This is a genomic window from Bradyrhizobium genomosp. III (genome assembly GCF_000261705.1).
Classification (GTDB): domain Bacteria; phylum Pseudomonadota; class Alphaproteobacteria; order Rhizobiales; family Xanthobacteraceae; genus Bradyrhizobium; species Bradyrhizobium ottawaense.
Genome location: NZ_AJQF01000136.1, coordinates 1 through 19,735, shown reverse-complemented (window position 1 = coordinate 19,735; position 19,735 = coordinate 1). Strand labels below are relative to the sequence as shown.

Sequence of the window (19,735 nt, the reverse complement as noted above, 5' to 3'; positions counted from 1 at the left end):
AAGCAAAGCGAGGCGTGTGACGCGCGCAAGGCGCATCAGCGCAATTCGATGGTGCTCCAGCGCCGACGCGCGGTAGTATGCGGTCAATATTCCTCGACGAGAAAATGCGGGAGCGCGCGATGGAGCTGAAATTCTCAAGAGTGGAACGCAAGGGGCCGGTCACGATCGTCACACTGTCGCGTCCCGAGGTCTACAACGCGCTGCACACCGACGCGCATTTCGAGCTGCAGAAGGTATTCGACGATTTCTCCGCGGATGCCGAGCAATGGGTCGCGATCGTCACCGGCGCCGGCGACAAGGCGTTCTGCGCCGGCAACGATCTGAAGTGGCAGGCGGCGGGGGGCAAGCGCGGCTGGGACAAGGGCGGCTTTGCCGGCCTCACCGCGCGCTTCGACTGCGACAAGCCTGTTATCGCAGCGGTGAACGGCGTCGCCATGGGCGGCGGCTTCGAGATCGCGCTGGCGTGCGACCTCATCATTGCCTCGGAGAATGCGACCTTCGCCCTGCCCGAGCCGCGCGTCGGCCTTGCCGCACTCGCCGGCGGCCTGCACCGGCTGCCGCGGCAGATCGGGCTGAAGCGCGCCATGGGCATGATCCTCACCGCGCGCCATGTCAGCGCCAAGGAAGGTTTTGAGCTCGGCTTCGTCAACGAGGTCGTGCCGCAGGGCGAAGCGCTGTCGGGCGCGCTGCGCTGGGCGGACATGATCACCAAGAACTCGCCGATGTCGATCCGCGCGTCCAAGCAGGCGATCCAGAAGGGACTCGGCGTCTCGCTGGAGCAGGCGATCGAGGAACAGCGGGAGTATCCGGCGGTGAAGGCGATGGTGGCCTCGCAGGACTACATCGAAGGCCCGAAGGCGTTCTCGGAGAAGCGGCCGCCGAAATGGGTGGGGAAGTGACCGCGCTTTGCGCGGTCATTCCGGGGCGCGCCGACAGGCGCGAGCCCGGAATCCATCGGGCGGCAGAACGCGCGGATCAATGGATTCCGGGCTCGTCGCTACGCGACGCCCCGGAATGACGGGGCGCCGCCTACCCGCCCCGCCCCAGCTCACGCTTGTACGACGCGTAATTCGGCTGATCGACGGCGAGCTTGTCCATCGTGGTCGCCCACAGGTGCTCGGCAAGACCCGGCGTTGCGAGGTCGACCTCGCCCTTGGCGATGCGCTCGGCGAGCGCGTGGTTGAGTTCGGTCACCGAGCCGTCGATGCCCAGCAGCGCGCGCAGGCGCGCCACTTCCTCAGCATCACTCTCCTCCTCCCGCGTCAGCTGTCGCGTGACGAGGTCGAGGATGTTGATGGCGACGCGCAGCTTGAAGGCCTGGTGACCGCTGATCAGCGGCGTGATGTCGTTGCGCAAGAAATCGGCGACCGATTTGGTCAGCTCGATCGGGGTCGGTTCGTCCTGCATGCGTCAGCTCCCGCGCGGCGCCAAGAGCCGCAACAGATCGATTTCGGTCTCGCTCGCGCGGCGGCCGATCATGGCACGTTCCATGGAATGGTCAGGTCCCTCGCGAAAGCGCTGCATCATGCCGCCGCACATGATGCCCCAGCGCAGCGTGCCCATCACTTCCCAGAATTTGACACGCACCGGATCGACCTTGCGGCCGGCAGCCTCGTAGCCCGCAAACAGCTCCTCGCGTGTGCCAAAACCGCCGACGGGCTTGTCGATCTCGCCGAAGCGCCAGGAGTTGACGCAGACCCAGCCGAGATCCTCCATGGGATCGCCGAGATGGGCGAGCTCCCAGTCGAGCACGGCGCGCACGCCATCGCGACCGATGATGAGATTGCCGTTGCGGAAATCGCCGTGCACCAGCGTCTCCTCGGCCGACGGGCCGGGATCGTGGTCGCGCAGCCAGCGCAGCGCCAGCTCGAATACCGGCTTGGGCCAGCTCAGGCTGTGATAGTCGCGCTCGAACTCGGAAATCTCCTGGGTCGCCGACCTGCTGCGCAGCTCGGGCAGCCTGTCCTTTGGCAGTCGATGCAGGCCTGCGAGAATGCCGCCGATCTGCCGCGCCAGATGCGGCCGCGCGGCCGCATATTCGTCATCGCGAAGAATCTTGCGCGCGATGGTCTCGCCCTCGATCCGCTGCATGATGAAGCCGGTGCCGAGATCATCTTCCGGCACGAGCACATGCATTACCCGCGGCGACGGCACGCCGGCCTCATAAGCGAGCTGCATCAGCTGGGCCTCAGCCGCAAGGCCCGCCGCGCGCGTCGGCGCTGCGCCATACCCCTTCGGCGAGCGGCGCAGGATCGCGCCGATCACGCCATCGGGATGCGTGATGTCGAAGCGCCAGGTTTCCTGGCTGGCACCGCCCGACAGTTTGGCCGCAGAGGTCGCGCCGGTCGCGCCGTTGCACCAGCGTTGGACGCTGCGCGAAAGCTCAGTCTCGATCATTTGCCTTTGAACTGCGCGGGACGCTTCTCCAGGAACGCGCCCACGCCCTCGCGGAAATCCTGGGTGTCGCCGGCGCGGAGCTGGCACTGGAATTCGAGGTTGAGCTGATCCTCGAAGGAATTTTCGGGGCTGTCCCAATAGAGCTTGCGGATCAGCGACAGCGCCACCGTCGGGCCGCTGGCGAGATCGCGCGCGAGCTTCATCGCCTCCTCCATCAGCACACCGTCGTCATAGACGCGGTTGACGAGGCCCCATTCCAGCGCCTTCTCGGCCGGCAGCCGCTCGCCCATCAGCGACAATTCGATCGAGCGCGCCCGGCCGACGAGGCGCGGCAACAGCCAGGTCGAGCCGCAATCCGGCACGAGACCGATGCGGCGGAAAGCCTGCAGGAAGTACGAGGACCGCGCGCACAAAATCATGTCGCCGAGCAGCGCGAAGCTCATGCCGGCGCCCGCCGCCGGACCGTTGACCGCGGTGACGATCGGGCAATGCAGATTGCGAATGCGGCGCAGGAAGGGGTGAAAGCCGGTCTCCAGCGTCAGGCCGGCCTTGGTCTTCTTCGACTGGTTGTTGCGCCCTTGCAGATTGGCGCCGGTACAGAAGGCGCGGCCCGCGCCGGTCAGCACCACGCAGCGCACCTCATCCTTCTTCTCCTCGATCGCATCGAGCGCCTCGGCAAGACCGCCCAGCATATCCACGGAGACCGCGTTCATCACCTCCTGATGGTCGAGCCTGAGGACCGCGACCGAGCCATCGAAATCGAGCGTGACGTGTTTGAACTGCATGGTTTCCTCGTGAGTTGCGGCCTGCGTCAGTTTCGCAGACCGGAATTCGTTTTGTCGGGGCGCATATTTGATTTTTGGCGCGGTCTTGTCCATGGTGATCAGAGCATAGCAAGCAATCTTGCGCGCAGCGGCTGATGCGCCGCATCCCAAGATGTCTCGCCCAAAAACAGGAAACGCGGCATGAACCTTTTCGACCTCTCCGGCCGCGTCGCCGTGATCACCGGCGGTAATGGCGGTATCGGCCTCGGCATCGCGCAGGCGCTCGCCGGCCAGGGCTGCAATGTCTCGATCTGGGGCCGCAATGCCGACAAGAACAAGGCTGCGGCCGCGAGCATGGCGGGGCTATCAGGCAAGGTCGATGCCCGCGTCTGCGACGTCACCGATCCGGCCTCGGTCAACGCCGCGATGAAGGCGACGCTCGACATTTTCGGCCGGGTCGACGGCTGCTTCGCCAATGCCGGCATCGGCGGCGGCGGCCGGCGCTCCTTCATCGAGCGCACCGAGGACGAATGGCGCAGGATGTTTGCGACCAATCTCGACGGCGTGTTTCACGCGTTCCAGGCCGCGGCGAGACACATGACCGATCGCGCCGACGCCGGCGATCCCTTCGGCCGGCTGGTCGCGACCTCGAGCCTCGCCTCGATCTTCGGCACCGCGCGCAACGAGCATTATGCGGCAACCAAGGCCGCGATCAACGCGCTGGTGCGCGCGCTCGGCGTCGAGCTCGCCCGCCACGGCGTCACCGCGAATGCGATCCTGCCGGGCTGGATCAAGAGCGACATGACGTCGGGTCTCATGGCCAACGAAAAATTCGTCGCCAACGTGATGCCGCGGATTCCGGTGCGGCGCTTCGGCGAGGCATCCGATTTCGGCGGCATCGCGGTCTATCTGATGAGCAAGGCGTCGTCGTATCACACGGCCGATACGTTCGTGATCGACGGCGGCTATACGGCGTTCTGAGATTTCGCAGGGTGGGCGAAGGCGCTCTTGCGCCGTGCCCACCGTGAGCATTTTCGAATGTCGTGGTGGGCACGCTGCGCTTTGCCCACCCTACGGCTTCTCGTTTTGTCAGCGCAGAAGGGAATGGGCAAATGTTCTCACACATCATGATCGGCACCAACGACCTCGACAAGGCCAAGTCGTTCTACGACGACCTGCTGAGCACGCTCGAAGTGCGGCCGGCCAGGGTCGACGGCCACCGCATCTTCTACATCACCAAGACCGGCGTGTTCTCGGTGTCGAAGCCGATCAACGGCGAGCCGGCGACTTGCGCGAATGGCGGCACCATCGGCTTTGCCTGCAATTCGCCTGAGCAGGTCGACAAATGGCACGCAGCCGGCATCGCCGCCGGCGCAAAATCGATCGAGGATCCGCCCGGCATCCGCCAGGGCCCCGGCGGCAAGCTCTATCTCGCCTATTTGCGCGACCTCGACGGCAACAAGATCTGCGCGATGCATCGGATGCCGAGCTGAGCTACACACTCGGTGTCGTCCCGGCGAAAGCCGGGACCCATAACCACAGGGAGAAATGAGGGCACGAAGCTCTCAACTCCGAGTCATCGCCAAACCACTCCCTGTGGCATCGCGACGAGCGCCAAGCGCTCGCGCGGAGGTCCCGGATCTGCGCTTCGCTTGTCCGGGACGACACCGGCGAGGGAGCGCCGCCCTCCACGCCATTCAAACAACATTTCAAACGACCCAGCGATATTCCATCGCGTGGCATGGCTCCGCGTGAAAAATGCGCGCTCGCACTTTGGCGGCGCTGCGACTATTCTTGCGCCCAGAACGATCTCAGCGTCCCCGGGAGGAACAATGACAAAACATACCTATATTCCCCGCACCACCAACTACACCCTCAACCCCGGCGACGAGCTCAACGACCTCCGGATGTCGGACCAGGTCCGGCCGCTCTATGATCACGTCAAGAAGTTCATCCGCGACACCGTCGAACCGATGTCGATCGAGTTCGCCAAGGCGGGCGAAGGCAAGGAGGATCGCTGGAGCTTCACGCCGAAGCAGCTCGAGGTGCTGGAAAAGGCCAAGAACAAGGCCAAGCAGGAGGGCCTCTGGAACTTCTTCCTGCCCGACGATGAGACCGGCCAAGGCCTGAAGAATCTCGATTACGCCTATATCGCCTCCGAGCTCGGCAAGAGCCCGCTGGCGTCCGAGAGCATGAACTGCTCGGCGCCCGACACCGGCAACATGGAGGTGCTGGAGCGCGTCGGCACCAAGGAGCAGAAGGAGAAGTGGCTGAAGCCGCTGCTCAACGGCGAGATTCGCTCGGCCTATGTCATGACCGAGCCGAACGTCGCCTCCTCCGATGCAAAGAACATCTCGACGACTGCAAAGCTCGTCGGCGACGAATGGGTCATCAACGGCGAGAAGTATTACATTTCCGGCGTGGGCGATCCCCGCTGCAAGATCCTGATCGTGATGGTGAAGACCAATCCGGACGCGGCGCCGAGCAAGCAGCAGTCGCAGATCCTGGTGCCGCGCGACACGCCCGGCGTCGAGGTGCTCGGCCCGATGTACGTGTTCGGGCAGGACCACGCCCCGCGCGGCCACATGCACATGCGCTTCAACAATGTGCGCGTGCCCAAGGAGAACATGCTGCTCGGCGAAGGCCGCGGCTTCGAGATCTCGCAGCTCCGCCTCGGCCCCGGCCGCATCCATCACTGCATGCGCACCATCGGCAAGGCCGAGAAGGCGCTGGATCTGATGGTGCAGCGTGGCCTCACCCGCGAAGCCTTCGGCAAGAAGATCGCCCATCTCGGCGGCAACATGCAGATCATCGCCCAGGCGCGCTGCGAGATCGAGGCGATGCGGCTGATGGTGCTGAAGGCGGCCAAGGCGATGGACGTGCTCGGCAACAAGGAGGCCCGCGTCTGGGTCTCCATGGTCAAGGCCATGGTGCCGGAGCGCGCCTGCAAGATCATCGACCAGGCGATCCAGATGCACGGCGCCACCGGCATCTCGCACTGGACCCCGCTCGCCGAAATGTATCAGGACGTCCGCCATCTGCGCTTTGCGGATGGCCCGGACGAGGTGCACTGGATGGTTGTGGGACGCCACGAGCTCAGCATGGCATGATCAGACGCCGTAGGGTGGGCAAAGGCGCGCTCTTCGCGCGCCGTGCCCACCATCTCTCTGTTGCAAGAAGTGCGTGGGCACGCTTCGCTTTGCCCACCCTCCGGAAGATCGTAGGGCGGATTAGCGAAGCGTAATCCGCCGACTTTCGCGTGACGAAGATGGCGGATTACGCCTGCGGCTAATCCGCCCCACGCAGTGGACTCGCGGAGAGTGAGCACCGCCTACGTCGCCGCCTCGACCTTGTCCTGCGTCTTCGTCTCGAAATCGCTCGCATCGTGCCGCTCGTGCAGCTGGCTGGCGGGATCGCCCGAGACGCGGTTGACCATGCGGCCGCGCTTCACGGCGGGGCGCTGCGCGATCTGGTCGGTCCAGCGCTGCACGTTCTTGTAGTCCTGCACCGAGAGGAATTCGCCGGCGCCATAGACCAGCCCCTTGGCAAGCGCGCCGTACCAGGGCCACACCGCCATGTCGGCGATCGTATACTCCTTGCCCGCGAGATAGTCGTTGTCGGCAAGGCGCCGGTCGAGCACGTCGAGCTGGCGCTTGGTCTCCATCGCGAAACGGTCGATGGCGTATTCGATCTTGGTCGGCGCATAGGCGTAGAAATGGCCAAAGCCGCCGCCGAGATAGGGCGCGCTGCCCATCTGCCAGAACAGCCAGGACATCGCCTCGGTGCGGCTCTTGATGTCCTTCGGCAGGAAGGCGCCGAACTTCTCGGCGAGATAAAGCAGGATCGAGCCGGACTCGAACACCCGGATCGGCTCCGGACCGGAGCGGTCCATCAGCGCGGGGATCTTGGAGTTCGGGTTGATGTCGACGAAGCCGCTGCCGAACTGGTCGCCGTTGCCAATTCTGATCAGCCAGGCGTCGTATTCGGCCCCCTTGTGGCCGAGCGCCAGAAGTTCCTCCAGCATCACCGTGACCTTCACCCCGTTCGGCGTCGCCAGCGAATAAAGCTGGAAGGGATGCTTGCCGACCGGCAGCTCCTTGTCGTGGGTGGGACCGGCGATCGGGCGGTTGATGCTGGCGAACTGCCCGCCATTTTCCTTGTTCCAGGTCCAGACCTTGGGCGGCACGTAGGCGGGGGTGTCGGTCATGCGAGGGGCTCCGGCGGAAAGATGCGCCTGCATTAATTAGCCCGCGAATGGCCGATGACAAGCCCTCCGAGCTGCATTGCCGGGCGGGGCGTCTCACCGTTTCGTCATGGCAAGCTTCCTCCCCGTCATGCCGGGGCCGCAGGGGCGAGCCCGAAAATCCATCGCGCCGCCGGGAATGCTCTGAAAAATGGATTCCGGGTTCTCGCTGACGAGAGCCCCGGAATGACGGCGTCACCCAGGACGCCGCGGCCTGCGGGTGGAGCGCGACGTCTACACACAAGATGCCTCGCCGAATCCGGCCTGTCATCGTGAGTGACGATCAGCTAGCGTCACCTTGCTTCGCGCGCGAAAGCAACGAGAACGCGAAGGCCGCCGGGAGAGAGAGCCATGAAATCGCCGATCTGCGACATGCTGGGCATAGAATTCCCACTGCTGGCCTTCAGCCATTGCCGCGATGTCGTCGCCGCCGTCAGCCGCGCCGGCGGCTTCGGCGTGCTCGGCGCCACCGTGCACACGCCCGATACGCTCGAACGCGAGCTGAAGTGGATCGACGATCACGTCGACGGCAAGCCCTACGGCATCGACGTGCTGATCCCTGAGAACATCTCGACCGCGGGCGAGAAGGACGTCACCTGGAAGAGCCTGGAAGCGCGCGTGCCGCAGGAGCACCGCACCTACACGCGCGAGCTCCTGAAGAAGTACAATATCGAGCTGACGACCACGGAGGTCGCAGCCGATCAGCCGCAGCCGTTCGACGGAAAGACAGCGCTGCAGCTGCTCGAGGTGTCCTTCAATCATCCGATCCGCCTGATCGCCAATGCGCTGGGCGTGCCGCCGAAGGCCATGATCGAGATGGGCAAGAAGCACGGCGTCCCCGTTGCGGCGCTGGTCGGTGCCAAGGAGCACGCGCTGCGCCAGGTCGCGGCCGGCGTCGACATTCTCGTGGTGCAGGGCACCGAGGCCGGCGGCCATTGCGGCGAGGTCTCGACCATGGTGCTGGTGCCCGAGGTGATCAAGGCGATCAAGCCCATCCGCGACGTGCCGGTGCTGGCGGCCGGCGGCATCATGACGGGGCGGCAGATGGCGGCGTGCATGGCGATGGGCGCGGCCGGCGCCTGGACCGGTTCGGTGTGGCTTGCGACGGTCGAAGCCGAGACCACGGAGATCTTTCGCGAGAAGATGATTGCGGCCTCTTCCCGTGATGCAGTCCGCTCGAAAGGCCGCACCGGCAAGCCGGCGCGCCAGCTCCGCTCGGTCTGGACCGATGCCTGGGATCGCGCGCCGGACAGCCCCGGCGCACTGCCGATGCCGTTGCAAAGCGTCATCAGCCGCGACGCCTTCAACTCGATCGACCGCGCGGCGGCGAGCGGTAACGCCAAGGCGCGCGACCTCGTCAGCTATTTCGTCGGCCAGGGCGTCGGGCTGGTCGACAGCGTGAAGTCGGCGGGCGCGGTGGTGCAGGAGTTCAAGGAAGATTTCGCCGAAGCCGTCGAGCACATGAATGCGCTGGTGGCGGAGTAGGTGTAGACCCTCATGGTGAGAAGGCGCGCAAGTGCCGTCTCGAACCATGAGAGCCCGCGGCCCATCCTTCGAGACACCTGCTTCGCAGGCTCCTCAGGATGAGGTCTGAGATGTCTGAGAGAGTGAAGAAGCAAGAACAATGGCGACCGTTTCCCCTGACCGCATCCCCGTCATCGTCGGCATCGGCGAGATCGTTGACCGTCCCAAGGAGATCACCGACGGCCTCGAGCCGCTCGACCTGCTGGAGCAGGCGCTGCGGCGCGCGGAAACAGATGCCGGCGCAAAGCTGCTGGGCGAGGTGCAGTCGCTCGATGTCGTCAACTTCCTGAGCTGGCGCTACCGCGATCCGGAGCAGCTGTTGGCGCAGCGCCTCGGCATCACGCCTTCGCATTGCTATTACGGCCCGGTCGGCGGCGAGAGCCCGATCCGCTACATCCACGAGGCGGCCAAGCGCATCGCACGCGGCGAATGCACCGTGGCCGCGGTCTGCGGTGCCGAGGCGCAGTCGACTGCAACCAAGGCCGAGCGCACTGGGGCAAAGCTGCCGTGGACGCCGTTCGCCCATGATGTCGAGGAGCCCAAGCGCGGTGCGGCGTTCCAGAAGCCGCTGGCGGTGAAGCTCGGCGTGTTCCGCCCCGTCACGGTCTATCCGTTCTACGAGGCCGCCTCCTCCGCGCATTGGGGCCAGACGCCGCGCGAGGCGATGGCGGAATCAGGCACGCTATGGTCGCGCTATTCGGAAGCCGCCGCGCAAAATCCCAATGCCTGGCTGAAGCGGCGCTATGCGCCCGAGGAGATCACGACGCCGACGGCGGACAACCGGCTGATCGCCTGGCCCTACAACAAGCTGATGGTCGCCAACCCCAGCGTCAACATGGGCGGTGCGCTGCTGGTCACCAGCCTCGCCAAGGCGCGTGCGCTCGGTATCGCGGAGAGCAAGCTGGTCTATCCGCTCGGCGGCGCCTCGGCGGAAGAGCCGCGCGACTATCTCCTGCGCGACCAGTTCTACGAGAGCCATCCGCAGAACGCGGTGCTGAAAGCGGTGATGGACCTTGCCGGCGGCGATGGCAAAAACTTCGACGCCATCGAGCTCTATAGCTGCTTCCCCTGCGTGCCCAAGATGGCGCGGCGGACGCTTGGTCTCGGCGCTAACGTGCAGCCGACCGTGACCGGCGGCCTCACCTTCTTCGGCGCGCCGCTCAACACCTACATGACGCATGCGGCCTGCGCGATGGTGCGGCGTGTGCGTGACGGCGCAAAGCTTGGCCTGCTCTATGGCCAGGGCGGCTTCGTCACCAAGCATCACGCACTGGTGGTGGCGAAGGCGCCGCCGCGCGAGGCGCTGGCGCAGGAGACGAGCGTGCAGACCGAAGCCGACCGCAACAAGCGCGCGGTGCCGGACTTCGTTGCGGAGGCCTCGGGCAAGGGCAAGGTCGAGAGCTTTACGGTGCTCTACGGCCGCGGCGGCGATGCCGAGCACGGCGTGGTGATGCTGCGGACGGAAGATGACCGGCGCACGCTGGCGCGGATCCCGGCGAGCGATAGCGCGACGCTGGCGCATCTGCTGAATATGGATCGTACGCCGGTGGGATCGCTCGGGGAGATCGCCATGGCTGCGGACGGCGTGCCGGAGTGGCGCGTGGCGTGATCTCTCGTGTCCCGGACGCGGTGCGGCGCGAAGTGCCGCTCCGCAGAGCCGGGACCCAGAAAGCGACACTGTACTCTGAGGAGAGATGGGCCCCGGCTCTGCAGCGCATCACTGCGTGCTGCGCTGCGTCCGGGGCACGAGACCGCCCTACCCCTTCGGGGCCTGCTTTTCCGACGCGGTCGCCGGCTTGGCCTTGGCGCCGACCACGCGCACCGCATCGCCGTCCGAGAGGCCGTCCGGCGGCGCGGTGATGACGCGGTCGTCCGCTGATATGCCCGAGGCGAGTTCGATCTCGCGGCCGAGGTCGCGGGCGATGGTCACCGGCTTGAACAGCACCTTGTCATCAGTCCCGACGGTCGCGACGCGCAGCCCGTTGCTGTTGAAGATCAACGCGCTGGCGGGGATGCTGAGCGGCGCGGAATCGCGCTGGAGGTTGAGCTTGACGCTGGCATAGCCGCCGGGCATCAGCTCTCCGTTCGAATTGTCGAGCCCGAGCTGCATGCGCGTGGTGCCGGAGGCGACGTCGACGGCCTGCGAGGACGCCTCCACCGTCGCCTGGAACGTCCGGTTCGGATACTCGGGCAGCGTGATCGTCGCCTTGGCGCCGATCTTGATCGCCGGCACGTAGTTCTGGGGCACGTTGACGTAGACGCGCAGCTTGGTGATGTCGGAGATCACGAACATCGCCGGGCCCGAGCCGCCACCGGCATTGATCAACGCGCCGACATCGGTGTCGCGCGCGGTGACGACGCCGTCGAACGGCGCGGTGATCTTCTTGTAGCCGGCCAGCGCTTCCAGCCGCTCGACATTGGCTTTGCCCGAATTGACCGCGGCATTCTTGTTGGAGAGATCGGCGGTGCGCTCGTCGATCTCCTGCGCCGAGACGAAGTTGGAGGCGACCAGCGTCTTGCGCCGGTTCAGCGTCGCTTCCGACAGCCTGGCGCTGGCCTGCTGGCTGGCGAGGTCGGCTCTAGCCTGCAGCAGTTGCTGATCGAGGTCCGGCGCCTCGATCTCGGCGATCACCTGCCCGGCCTTGACGCGGGCGCCGATATCGGCGCTCCAGCTCTTGAGATAGCCCGACACGCGCGCGAAGATCGGGGCGCGATAATAGGCCTCCAGCCGGCCCGGCAGATCGATGGTGGCATTGAGCGCCTTGGCGCTGGGCTGGGTTACCGCGACGCTGGGAACGGCCTGATCATCGGTCCATTCCTTCAATTGGGAGCCCTGCTCCTCGCGCGCGCGGATGCCGGTGCCGACGACGAGGCCGGCCGCGATCAGCGCCACCACGCCGAAGATGCCCAGTTTCCGGTGCGACACCGGGGAGCGGGGTTCAGTGGGCGACATGCGGGGTCTCCAATGGGGCGGCGGCTTTGGCGCCTTGTTTCTTGTGGACCATGCTGAACACCACGGGAACAAACATCAGCGTGGCGAAGGTTGCAAAGATCAGGCCGCCGATCACGGCGCGGCCGAGCGGCGCATTCTGCTCGCCGCCCTCGCCCAGCCCCAGCGCCATCGGCGCCATGCCGATGATCATGGCGAGCGCGGTCATCAGCACCGGGCGGAACCGCACGAAGCCGGCTTCCAGCGCGGCGGCAATGGGATCACCGAGCTCCTCGTAGCGTTCGCGCGCGAAGGAGATCACGAGCACGCTGTTGGCGGTGGCAACGCCCATGCACATGATGGCGCCGGTGAGCGCGGGGACCGACAGCGTCGTCCCTGTCGCGAACAGCATCCAGACGATGCCGGCGAGCGCGGCCGGCAGCGCCGTGATGATCACGAACGGATCGGACCAGGACTGGAAGTTCACGACGATCAGGAAATAGATCAGCACGACGGCACCGAGCAGACCGAACAACAGGCCGGTGAAGGCGCTGTTCATGGTCTGCACCTGCCCGAGCAGCACTACCGAAGAGCCCTTCGGCACCTCCTTGGCAGTGTCGGCGATCACCTTCCGGATATCGGCGGAGACTGCGCCGAGATCGCGGCCCGAGGTGGTCGCAAAGATCTGCACCATCGACTGGATGTCGTATTGCGAGACAACCGCGCTCGAGCTCGAACGCCTGATGTCGGCGATGCCGCCGAGGATCGGCGACTGCGCATTGCCGGCCGCGGTGATCGGCAGCGTCTGCAGCGCGCTGAGCGAATCGATCTGGTACTGCGGCGTCTGCATCACGATCGAGTAGGACACGCCGTTCTCGGGGTTGAGATAGTAGGTCGGCGCCACCTGCGAGGAGCCGGCGAGATTGACCACGAGGCTGTTGGTGACGTCGCGCTCGGTCAGGCCGACATATTGCGCGCGGGTGCGGTCGACATCGATGTTGAAGGTCGGCGCGTTCGGCGATTGCTGGATGCGCGCATCTGCAACGCCGGGGATCCTGCGGACTTTTGCCAGCAGATTGTTGGCGTAAGCGAAATTGGCACTGAGATTGGCGCCGCGGATCTGCAGGTCGATCGGCGCCGGCGCGCCGAAGTTCAGGATCTGGCTGACGATGTCGGCGGGAAGGAACGCGAAGCTGACGCCGGGGAACAGTCGCGGCAGCTGCTCGCGCAGCACACGCACATGCTCTTCGGTCGGCTTGTGGCCCTCCTTCAGCTTGATCTGGATGTCGCCGTCCTGCGGACCGATCACGCCGGTGTTGTTGTAGGTCATGTTGATGCCGGAGATCGGCATACCGATGTTGTCGGTCATGGTCTCGATCTCGCCCGGGATCAGCTTGCGGACCGCTTTCTGCACGTCGGCGAGCTGGTTGGCGGTCTCCTCGACGCGGGTGCCGACCTGGGTGCGGACATGCATCAGGATGTTGCCGGCATCGACCGCGGGAAAGAAGTTGCGGCCGAGGAACGGCACCAGCGCGAAGGATGCGCCGACCACACAGAGGAAGCCGATCACGAACACCGCGCGGTGCGCCAGCGCCAGCCCGAGGAAGCCATGGTAGCCGCCGCGGATGCGCTCGAACCGTGCCTCGAAGCCACGCTGGAACCAGACGAGCGGATTGCGCGATTTCGGCGGCCCGCCCTCGTGATGGACATGCGCCTGCAACAGATAGTTCGCCATGGTCGGCACCAGCGTGCGCGACAGGATGAACGACCAGATCATCGCGAACATCACGGCTTCCGCCATCGGCACGAACAGGAAGCGCGCGACGCCCGAGAGGAAGAACATCGGCACGAACACGATGCAGATGCACAGCAGCGACACGAAGGCCGGCGTCACGATCTGGTTGGCGCCGTCGAGGATCGACTGCTCGACCGGCTTGCCCTGCTCCAGGTGGTAGTTGATGTTCTCGATCGTGACGGTGGCGTCGTCGACGAGGATGCCGACCGCGAGCGCGAGCCCGCCGAGCGTCATGATGTTGAGCGTTTCGCCGATCGCCGACAGCATGATGATGGCGCCCAGCACCGACAGCGGGATCGAGACCGCGATGATGATGGTCGAGCGCCAGCTGCCGAGGAACAACAGGATCATGACGCTGGTGAGCAGGGCCGCGATCACGCCTTCGACGGCGACGCCTTGAATCGCGCCGCGGACGAACACCGACTGGTCACCGATGAAGCCGATCTTGAGCGCGTCGGGGAGCTGGTCCTTGACGTCGATGACCTTCTGCTTGATGCCGGCGATGATGTCGAGCGTCGAGGTCGCGCCCGCCTTCAGCACCATCATCAGCACCGAGCGGTTCCCGTCGACATGGACGATGTTGGTCTGCGGCGGATTGCCGTCGCGCACGGTGGCGACGTCGCGCACATAGACCATGGCGCCGTTGACGGTCTTGATCGGGAGGTTACCGAGCTCGTCGATCCGAAGCGGCGAGTTGTTGAGCTGGATGTTGTACTCGAACTGCCCGATCTTCTGGGTGCCAACCGGCGTGATCAGGTTTTGCGCGGCGAGCGCATTGGCGACGTCCTGGCCGGACAGGCCGCGAGCCTGCAGCGCGGTGGGATCGAGGTCGATCTGGACCTGGCGCTGCTTGCCGCCGAATGGATAGGGGATCGCCGCGCCGGGCACGGTGACCAGCGGCGTGCGCAGATTGTTGATGCCGATATCGGCGAGGTTCTGCTCGGTCAGGCCGTCGCCCGACAGCGCCACCTGGATGATCGGCACGGTGGAGGCCGAGTAGTTCAGGATCAAGGGCGGCGTCGCGCCGGGCGGCATCTGCTTGATCAGCGTCTGCGAGATCGCGGTGACCTGGGCGTTGGCGGTACGGATGTCGACGTTGGGCTGGAAGAAGATCTTGATGATGCCAAAGCCGTTGTAGGAATTGGCCGTGATGTGCTCGATGTCGTTGACCGTCGTCGTCAGCGCGCGTTGGAACGGCGTGGTGATGCGGCCCGACATCTGGTCCGGCGGCAGGCCGGTGTACTGCCAGACCACGCCGATCACGGGAATGCGGATGTCCGGAAAGATGTCGGTCGGGGTCCGCAGCGCCGCGAGCGGTCCGATGATCAGCAGCAAGAGTGCCAGCACGACGAACGTATAGGGCCGGCTCAGGGCAATACGGACCAGAGCAATCATGCGCCAGGCAAATCCGGGTCAGATGAGAATACGGAATCTGCCCCCACGGCGATCCCCATTCCCCTTTACCCGAGCACCGCCGGAAACGCTAATAACCAGAACTATCCTGCATTCACTTCCCTGCTACCGCACTGCGAAATCGACATCGCAGCTATGCGGCGGCCTGTCTCAGGCGGCGCGGACCGCGTTCAGGAACTTGCCGACCTCGAGCTTGAGGCGATTGGAGTCGCGGGACAGCATCTGCGCCGCCGACAGCACCTGCGAGGACGACGCGCCGGTCTCGGCGGCCCCCCGCTCGACCTCGCCGACATTGGACGAGGCCTGCTGGGCGCCCTTGGCCGCCTGCTGCACGTTTCGTGTGATCTCCTGCGTCGCCGCCCCCTGTTCCTCCACCGCCGCGGCAATGGCCGCAGCGATTTCGGACAGCCGCGCGATGGTGCCGCCGATGTCGCGGATCGCCGCGACGGATTCCTGGGTCGCCGACTGAATGCCGGTGATCTGCTGCGCGATCTCACCGGTCGCCTTCGCGGTCTGCGCGGCAAGGGCCTTGACCTCGGAAGCCACCACCGCGAAGCCGCGACCGGACTCGCCGGCCCTCGCCGCCTCGATCGTTGCGTTGAGCGCGAGGAGATTGGTCTGCCCCGCGATCTGGTCGATCAGTTCGACGACGTCGCCAATCTTCGCGACCGCTCTCGACAATCCGTCGATATGCCCGTCGGTCAGCCGGACCTGATCAACGGCTTCGTTGGCCATTCGCGCCGAATCCTGCACCCGGCGGCTGATCTCGTTGACGGACGACGACAGCTGCTCGGTCGCCGACGCGACCGACTGGACGTTTGCGGAGGCTTCCTCCGAACCGTCGGCGACGGTGACGGCGAGCTTCTGCGCCCGCGCGGCCGTCACGTTCATCGCGCCGGCAGAGGCTTCCAGCTCGGTCGACGCCGAACTCACCGCGTCCACGATCTCGCCGACTGCAGTCTCGAATTGACCGGCAAGCCGGTGCATGTCGGCACGGCGCTGTTCGGCCGCGATCTGGTCCTGCCTGATCTTGGCGTCCGCGACCTCGTGCGCCTTCTGCTCGGCCTTGACCTTGAACGTCTCCACCGCGTGAGCCATGTCGCCTACCTCGTCCTTGCGGCCAAGCACGGGGAGAACCACTGCGAAATTGCCGCCGGCCAATTCGTCCATCGCGGCCGTCAGTGCCGAGAGCGGACGCACGATCCTGGAAACCGCGACCCAGAAGCTCAGCAATGTGAGGCCGAGGCTCGCAAGCAGGATTGCAACGCTGATGATCAGGTTGGAGGCGCTCGCCTTCGCCTGTTCGGCGGCCTCCGTACCCGCCGCCGCGCCGATTGCATCCGCGAGCCCAAGAATGGAATTGATGGCCGTCGTCGCGCGGCTCACATAATCGCGGCTGCCGATCTTGTACTCGCCGCTCGGACCTGCGGCGAGGATTTCGGCACGCAGTGCGCCATAGGTCTGAAAGTAATCCTCATTCACCGACTTGATGGCTCGCGCGAGTGCTGCCGGAACGTCGGTGCGGTCGGCGATCGGGGCAACCGTCTCCCAGGCGAGCTCCACGTGGCCGCGGAAGGTCGCGATCCGGCCGATGCCGTCCGCGGCGAGCTTCGCGTGCGAACTGATCAACCCGCCGAGAAGCGCACGTTCGCGCCCGGCGTTTTCTGCCATCTCCGCTGTCAGGTGCCGGAGGCCGACGAGGCGTGCCATGGCCGCCGAAGGCGAACTGGTCAGCGTTTCCTGCGTCAGGCGCAGTCTGTTGGCGGCGACCTCGATCAAGTCGGTGATCGCCGGGGCAAAGGCCTTGACCACCTCGGCGTCCCGCTCCGACCCAGGCTTGGCCAGATTCGCATCGACCCTGCGGCGCAGGCTCTCGAAGCTTTGGAATGCCCGTTCGGCTTCCGAGATGCGTTGTTCGGCGCCCTTCATGGCCGTGACGCCACGCAAGCGCTGCACGGCATCGCGGAAGGCCCGATCCGACGTCGCGCGCACAGCATCGATTTCAGAGCGGCGATCGGCCGGAAGCACCTCGGGCGAATTCAGCGCCGCATTGGTCATGCCCCGCTCCTTCGCCCACTGCCCGGCGCTGTGCAGCAACGATTGCGAAATGCCGTTGAGGCCGACGAAGATCTCGGCCTCCTGACGGTCGTGGTAGGCGTGAATGGCCGTGTAGCTGGTGGCCGCCACTCCCATCAAGGCAAGCGCCGAAATGATGACCGGTAGGACCGTGCCAATTCTGAGATGCACCGCTGGCTTCCTTCTCCCGAGTGCCGCTTCCTCTGGACGAAGGAATCGACCCTCACGAGAGATACAAGAAGCCCGCAACGCGATGTTGTCTCACGTCAAAGTGCGGCCGCGCTGCCGGGGGCGCCACCGCATATGCTTATCAAAACGTTGCCCGCGATAACGCGCGCGTGCAACGCTGGTACGTCGTGCTGTCCTCAGGCGGCGCGGACGGAGTTGAGGAACTTGCCGACCTCGAGCTTGAGACGATTGGAATCGCGGGACAGCATCTGCGCCGCCGACAGCACCTGCGAGGACGCCGAGCCGGTTTCGGAGGCGCCGCGCTGGACGTCGCCGACATTGGACGAGACCTGCTGGGTACCCTGGGCGGCCTGCTGAACGTTACGGGCAATTTCCTGGGTGGCCGCGCCCTGTTGCTCCACGGCCGCGGCGATCGTTGCGGCAATCTCCGACAAACGCGCGATGGTGCCGCTGATCTCGCCGATGGCACTGACCGAATCCTGCGTCGCCGCCTGAATGCCGCCGACCTGCTGGCCGATCTCTCCGGTGGCCTTCGCCGTCTGCTCGGCGAGCGCCTTGACCTCGGAGGCCACGACGGCGAAGCCGCGACCCGCCTCGCCGGCCCGCGCCGCCTCGATCGTGGCATTGAGCGCCAGCAAATTGGTCTGGCCGGCGATCGCATTGATGAGCTCGACGACGTCGCCGATCCGCGATGCGGCCCGCGACAATTCGCTGACACGTTCGGTGGTGGCATGCGCCTGGCTGACCGCCTCGCTCGCGATCCGGGAGGAGTCCTGCACCTGGCGGCCGATCTCGCGCACCGAGGACGACATCTCTTCGGCGGCCGACGCCACCGAGTGGACATTGGTGGACGCTGCTTCCGAGCCAGATGCGACCACCGTGGCCAGCTCCTGCGCCCGGCCCGCGGTCGAGGACAGCGTCGAGGCTGACGCCTCGAGCTCGGTTGCGGCCGACGACACCGTCTCGACGATCTCGCCGATCGCGGCCTCGAAGCCGTCGGCAAGCTTGGTCATGTCGGCCTTGCGCTGCGTCTCGGCACGGCGCTGCACCGCCTGCACCTCGTCGCGGCTGAACCGGATGATGGTCTGCACGGTCTGAAGGTTGCGCAGTGCCTCGCCGATCTCGTCGTCGCGCTCGATCACGATGCGGTTGTCGAGCTTGTCCTGCACGAGGTTGACCAGGGTGTCGTTGAGCTGTTGCATCGGCCCCTGGATCGCACGCATGGTTGCAAGGCCCGCGAAACCGACGACGACGGCACCGACGACGGCCAGCGCCGACAGGATCAGGCTGGCCGAACCACCGGAAGCGAGCGCGCCGCCGATGCCGAGCCCGAGCATGAACAGCGCCTGGAGCGCCATGGTCGTGACGAGACGCGCCTTCAACGTCCTCGTGAAGACGCTGAAACGGTCGAGCCACGAGCGGCGGCGGATGATGCCGGCGTCGACGCGATAACCATGCGCCGTCTTCTCGCGGATCGCGGCGTAGACCTCCTCGGCGAGCTTGCGCTGATCGGCCGGCAGTTTTGTGCGGATCGAGGTGTAACCCTTGAGCTGGCCGTTCTCCCGGATCGGAGAGGCCGTCGCCAGCACCCAGTAGAAGTCGCCGTTCTTGCGGCGGTTCTTCACCGCGCCGAGCCAGGGCTTGCCGGCCTTCAGCGTGTTCCAGAGATTGTCGAACGCCTCCGACGGCATGTCGGGGTGGCGAACGATATTGTGCGGCTGGCCCATCAGCTCCTCGGACGTGAACCCGGCGGCCGCGATGAAGTCCTCGTTGAAGTAAGTCAGCTTGCCCTTGAGATCGGTGCGCGAAACGATCAGCGTCTCGTCGCTGACCGGATATTCGACATCGGTGACGGGAAAATTCTTGCGCATTGGGGCCCCCAAATGAATTGACTATTCGTTCATTCCAATTCGGACGGCCGCTGTTCGAGTCGTCTTGGCGTCATTCTCATAAAGCGAGTTTAACCAACGATGAAACGGAACCACCGTGCGTCTACGGGTGCTTCCCCTTGATGCTACCTGTAGGCAACATCATGCTACCGGCCGCAAAAAAGGAAACGAGCGGCGCTTTTGACGCCGCTCGTTCCTGGAGCGATAGCTGTGCGCGCGAACTTATGCCGCGCGCACGTTGGTCAGGAACTTGCTGACCTCATTCTTCAGCCGGCCCGAGTCGTTCGACAGCATTTGCGCCGCCGACAGCACCTGCGAGGACGCCGTGCCGGTCTCGGTCGCTCCGCGCTGCACGTCGGTGATATTGGAGGAGACCTGTTGGGTACCTTGCGCGGCCTGCTGCACGTTGCGGGCGATCTCCTGCGTCGCCGCGCCCTGCTCTTCCACCGCCGCCGCAATCGCCGACGAGATCTCCGAGAGACGCTCGATGGTCGAGGAGATTTCCTTGATGGCGCC

14 protein-coding genes and 1 pseudogene are annotated in these 19,735 nt (G+C 65.5%); 6 read left to right on the top strand and 9 right to left on the bottom strand.

Translation table 11 applies throughout. The features are described 5' to 3' along the window. Positions 1 to 119: 119 nt before the first annotated feature. Positions 120 to 899, top strand: coding sequence for an enoyl-CoA hydratase-related protein (locus IC66_RS0111720; RefSeq protein WP_038947741.1), 780 nt, complete (start codon positions 120 to 122; stop codon positions 897 to 899). 130 nt (positions 900 to 1,029) lie between these two features. Here IC66_RS0111720 and IC66_RS0111715 read toward each other — a convergent pair whose 3' ends face one another. The 3 genes from IC66_RS0111715 to IC66_RS0111705 are packed head-to-tail and all read right to left on the bottom strand — an operon-like array spanning position 1,030 to position 3,182. Next, the gene (locus IC66_RS0111715) at positions 1,030 to 1,407 is read right to left on the bottom strand and encodes a DUF6285 domain-containing protein (RefSeq protein ID WP_038947740.1); all 378 of its coding nucleotides are present in this window, start codon (positions 1,405 to 1,407) and stop codon (positions 1,030 to 1,032) included. Positions 1,408 to 1,410: 3 nt separating this feature from the next. Then, entirely contained in the window at positions 1,411 to 2,397 is a 987-nt protein-coding gene (locus tag IC66_RS0111710) for a phosphotransferase family protein (protein ID WP_038947739.1), read from the bottom strand. After that, entirely contained in the window at positions 2,394 to 3,182 is a 789-nt protein-coding gene (locus tag IC66_RS0111705; protein WP_038947737.1) for an enoyl-CoA hydratase/isomerase, read from the bottom strand. Before IC66_RS0111705 ends, IC66_RS0111710 begins: the two co-directional genes overlap by 4 nt. Before the next feature lie 180 nt (positions 3,183 to 3,362). On the opposite strand from IC66_RS0111705, the gene IC66_RS0111700 reads away from it, so the two are divergent. The 3 genes from IC66_RS0111700 to IC66_RS0111690 all read left to right on the top strand — a co-directional run bounded on the left by IC66_RS0111700 (position 3,363) and on the right by IC66_RS0111690 (position 6,271). Continuing rightward, positions 3,363 to 4,142 carry an SDR family NAD(P)-dependent oxidoreductase gene (locus tag IC66_RS0111700; RefSeq protein WP_038947736.1) on the top strand — a complete coding sequence of 260 codons (780 nt, stop codon included), beginning with the start codon at positions 3,363 to 3,365 and terminating at the stop codon, positions 4,140 to 4,142. 131 nt (positions 4,143 to 4,273) lie between these two features. After that, positions 4,274 to 4,654 carry a VOC family protein gene (locus tag IC66_RS0111695; protein ID WP_028143269.1) on the top strand — a complete coding sequence of 127 codons (381 nt, stop codon included), beginning with the start codon at positions 4,274 to 4,276 and terminating at the stop codon, positions 4,652 to 4,654. A 339-nt stretch (positions 4,655 to 4,993) separates the two neighbouring features. Then, positions 4,994 to 6,271, top strand: a complete 1,278-nt coding sequence (locus IC66_RS0111690) for an acyl-CoA dehydrogenase family protein (RefSeq protein ID WP_028143270.1) — start codon at positions 4,994 to 4,996, stop codon at positions 6,269 to 6,271. Positions 6,272 to 6,492: 221 nt separating this feature from the next. Here the strand turns inward: IC66_RS0111690 and yghU are convergent, their stop codons facing one another. Continuing rightward, positions 6,493 to 7,368 carry a glutathione-dependent disulfide-bond oxidoreductase gene (gene yghU / locus IC66_RS0111685; RefSeq protein WP_038947735.1) on the bottom strand — a complete coding sequence of 292 codons (876 nt, stop codon included), beginning with the start codon at positions 7,366 to 7,368 and terminating at the stop codon, positions 6,493 to 6,495. A gap of 387 nt (positions 7,369 to 7,755) precedes the next feature. On the opposite strand from yghU, the gene IC66_RS0111680 reads away from it, so the two are divergent. Beyond that, the gene (locus IC66_RS0111680; protein ID WP_028143377.1) at positions 7,756 to 8,889 is read left to right on the top strand and encodes a nitronate monooxygenase; all 1,134 of its coding nucleotides are present in this window, start codon (positions 7,756 to 7,758) and stop codon (positions 8,887 to 8,889) included. A 139-nt stretch (positions 8,890 to 9,028) separates the two neighbouring features. Continuing rightward, positions 9,029 to 10,537, top strand: coding sequence for an acetyl-CoA acetyltransferase (locus IC66_RS0111675; protein ID WP_038947734.1), 1,509 nt, complete (start codon positions 9,029 to 9,031; stop codon positions 10,535 to 10,537). A gap of 147 nt (positions 10,538 to 10,684) precedes the next feature. On the opposite strand, the gene IC66_RS0111670 is transcribed toward IC66_RS0111675, so the two are convergent. The 5 genes and pseudogenes from IC66_RS0111670 to IC66_RS42540 form a co-directional block, all read right to left on the bottom strand. Beyond that, positions 10,685 to 11,881: an efflux RND transporter periplasmic adaptor subunit gene (locus tag IC66_RS0111670; protein WP_038947733.1), complete on the bottom strand. Its 1,197-nt coding sequence runs from the start codon at positions 11,879 to 11,881 to the stop codon at positions 10,685 to 10,687. Further along, positions 11,868 to 15,047 carry an efflux RND transporter permease subunit gene (locus IC66_RS0111665; protein WP_038947732.1) on the bottom strand — a complete coding sequence of 1,060 codons (3,180 nt, stop codon included), beginning with the start codon at positions 15,045 to 15,047 and terminating at the stop codon, positions 11,868 to 11,870. Before IC66_RS0111665 ends, IC66_RS0111670 begins: the two co-directional genes overlap by 14 nt. 168 nt (positions 15,048 to 15,215) lie before the next feature. After that, positions 15,216 to 17,312 carry a methyl-accepting chemotaxis protein gene (locus IC66_RS0111660; RefSeq protein WP_038947731.1) on the bottom strand — a complete coding sequence of 699 codons (2,097 nt, stop codon included), beginning with the start codon at positions 17,310 to 17,312 and terminating at the stop codon, positions 15,216 to 15,218. Positions 17,313 to 17,506: 194 nt separating this feature from the next. After that, positions 17,507 to 19,201, bottom strand: coding sequence for a methyl-accepting chemotaxis protein (locus IC66_RS0111655; RefSeq protein WP_038947730.1), 1,695 nt, complete (start codon positions 19,199 to 19,201; stop codon positions 17,507 to 17,509). A 240-nt stretch (positions 19,202 to 19,441) separates the two neighbouring features. Continuing rightward, positions 19,442 to 19,735, bottom strand: a pseudogene (locus tag IC66_RS42540) (methyl-accepting chemotaxis protein); the annotation flags it as partial.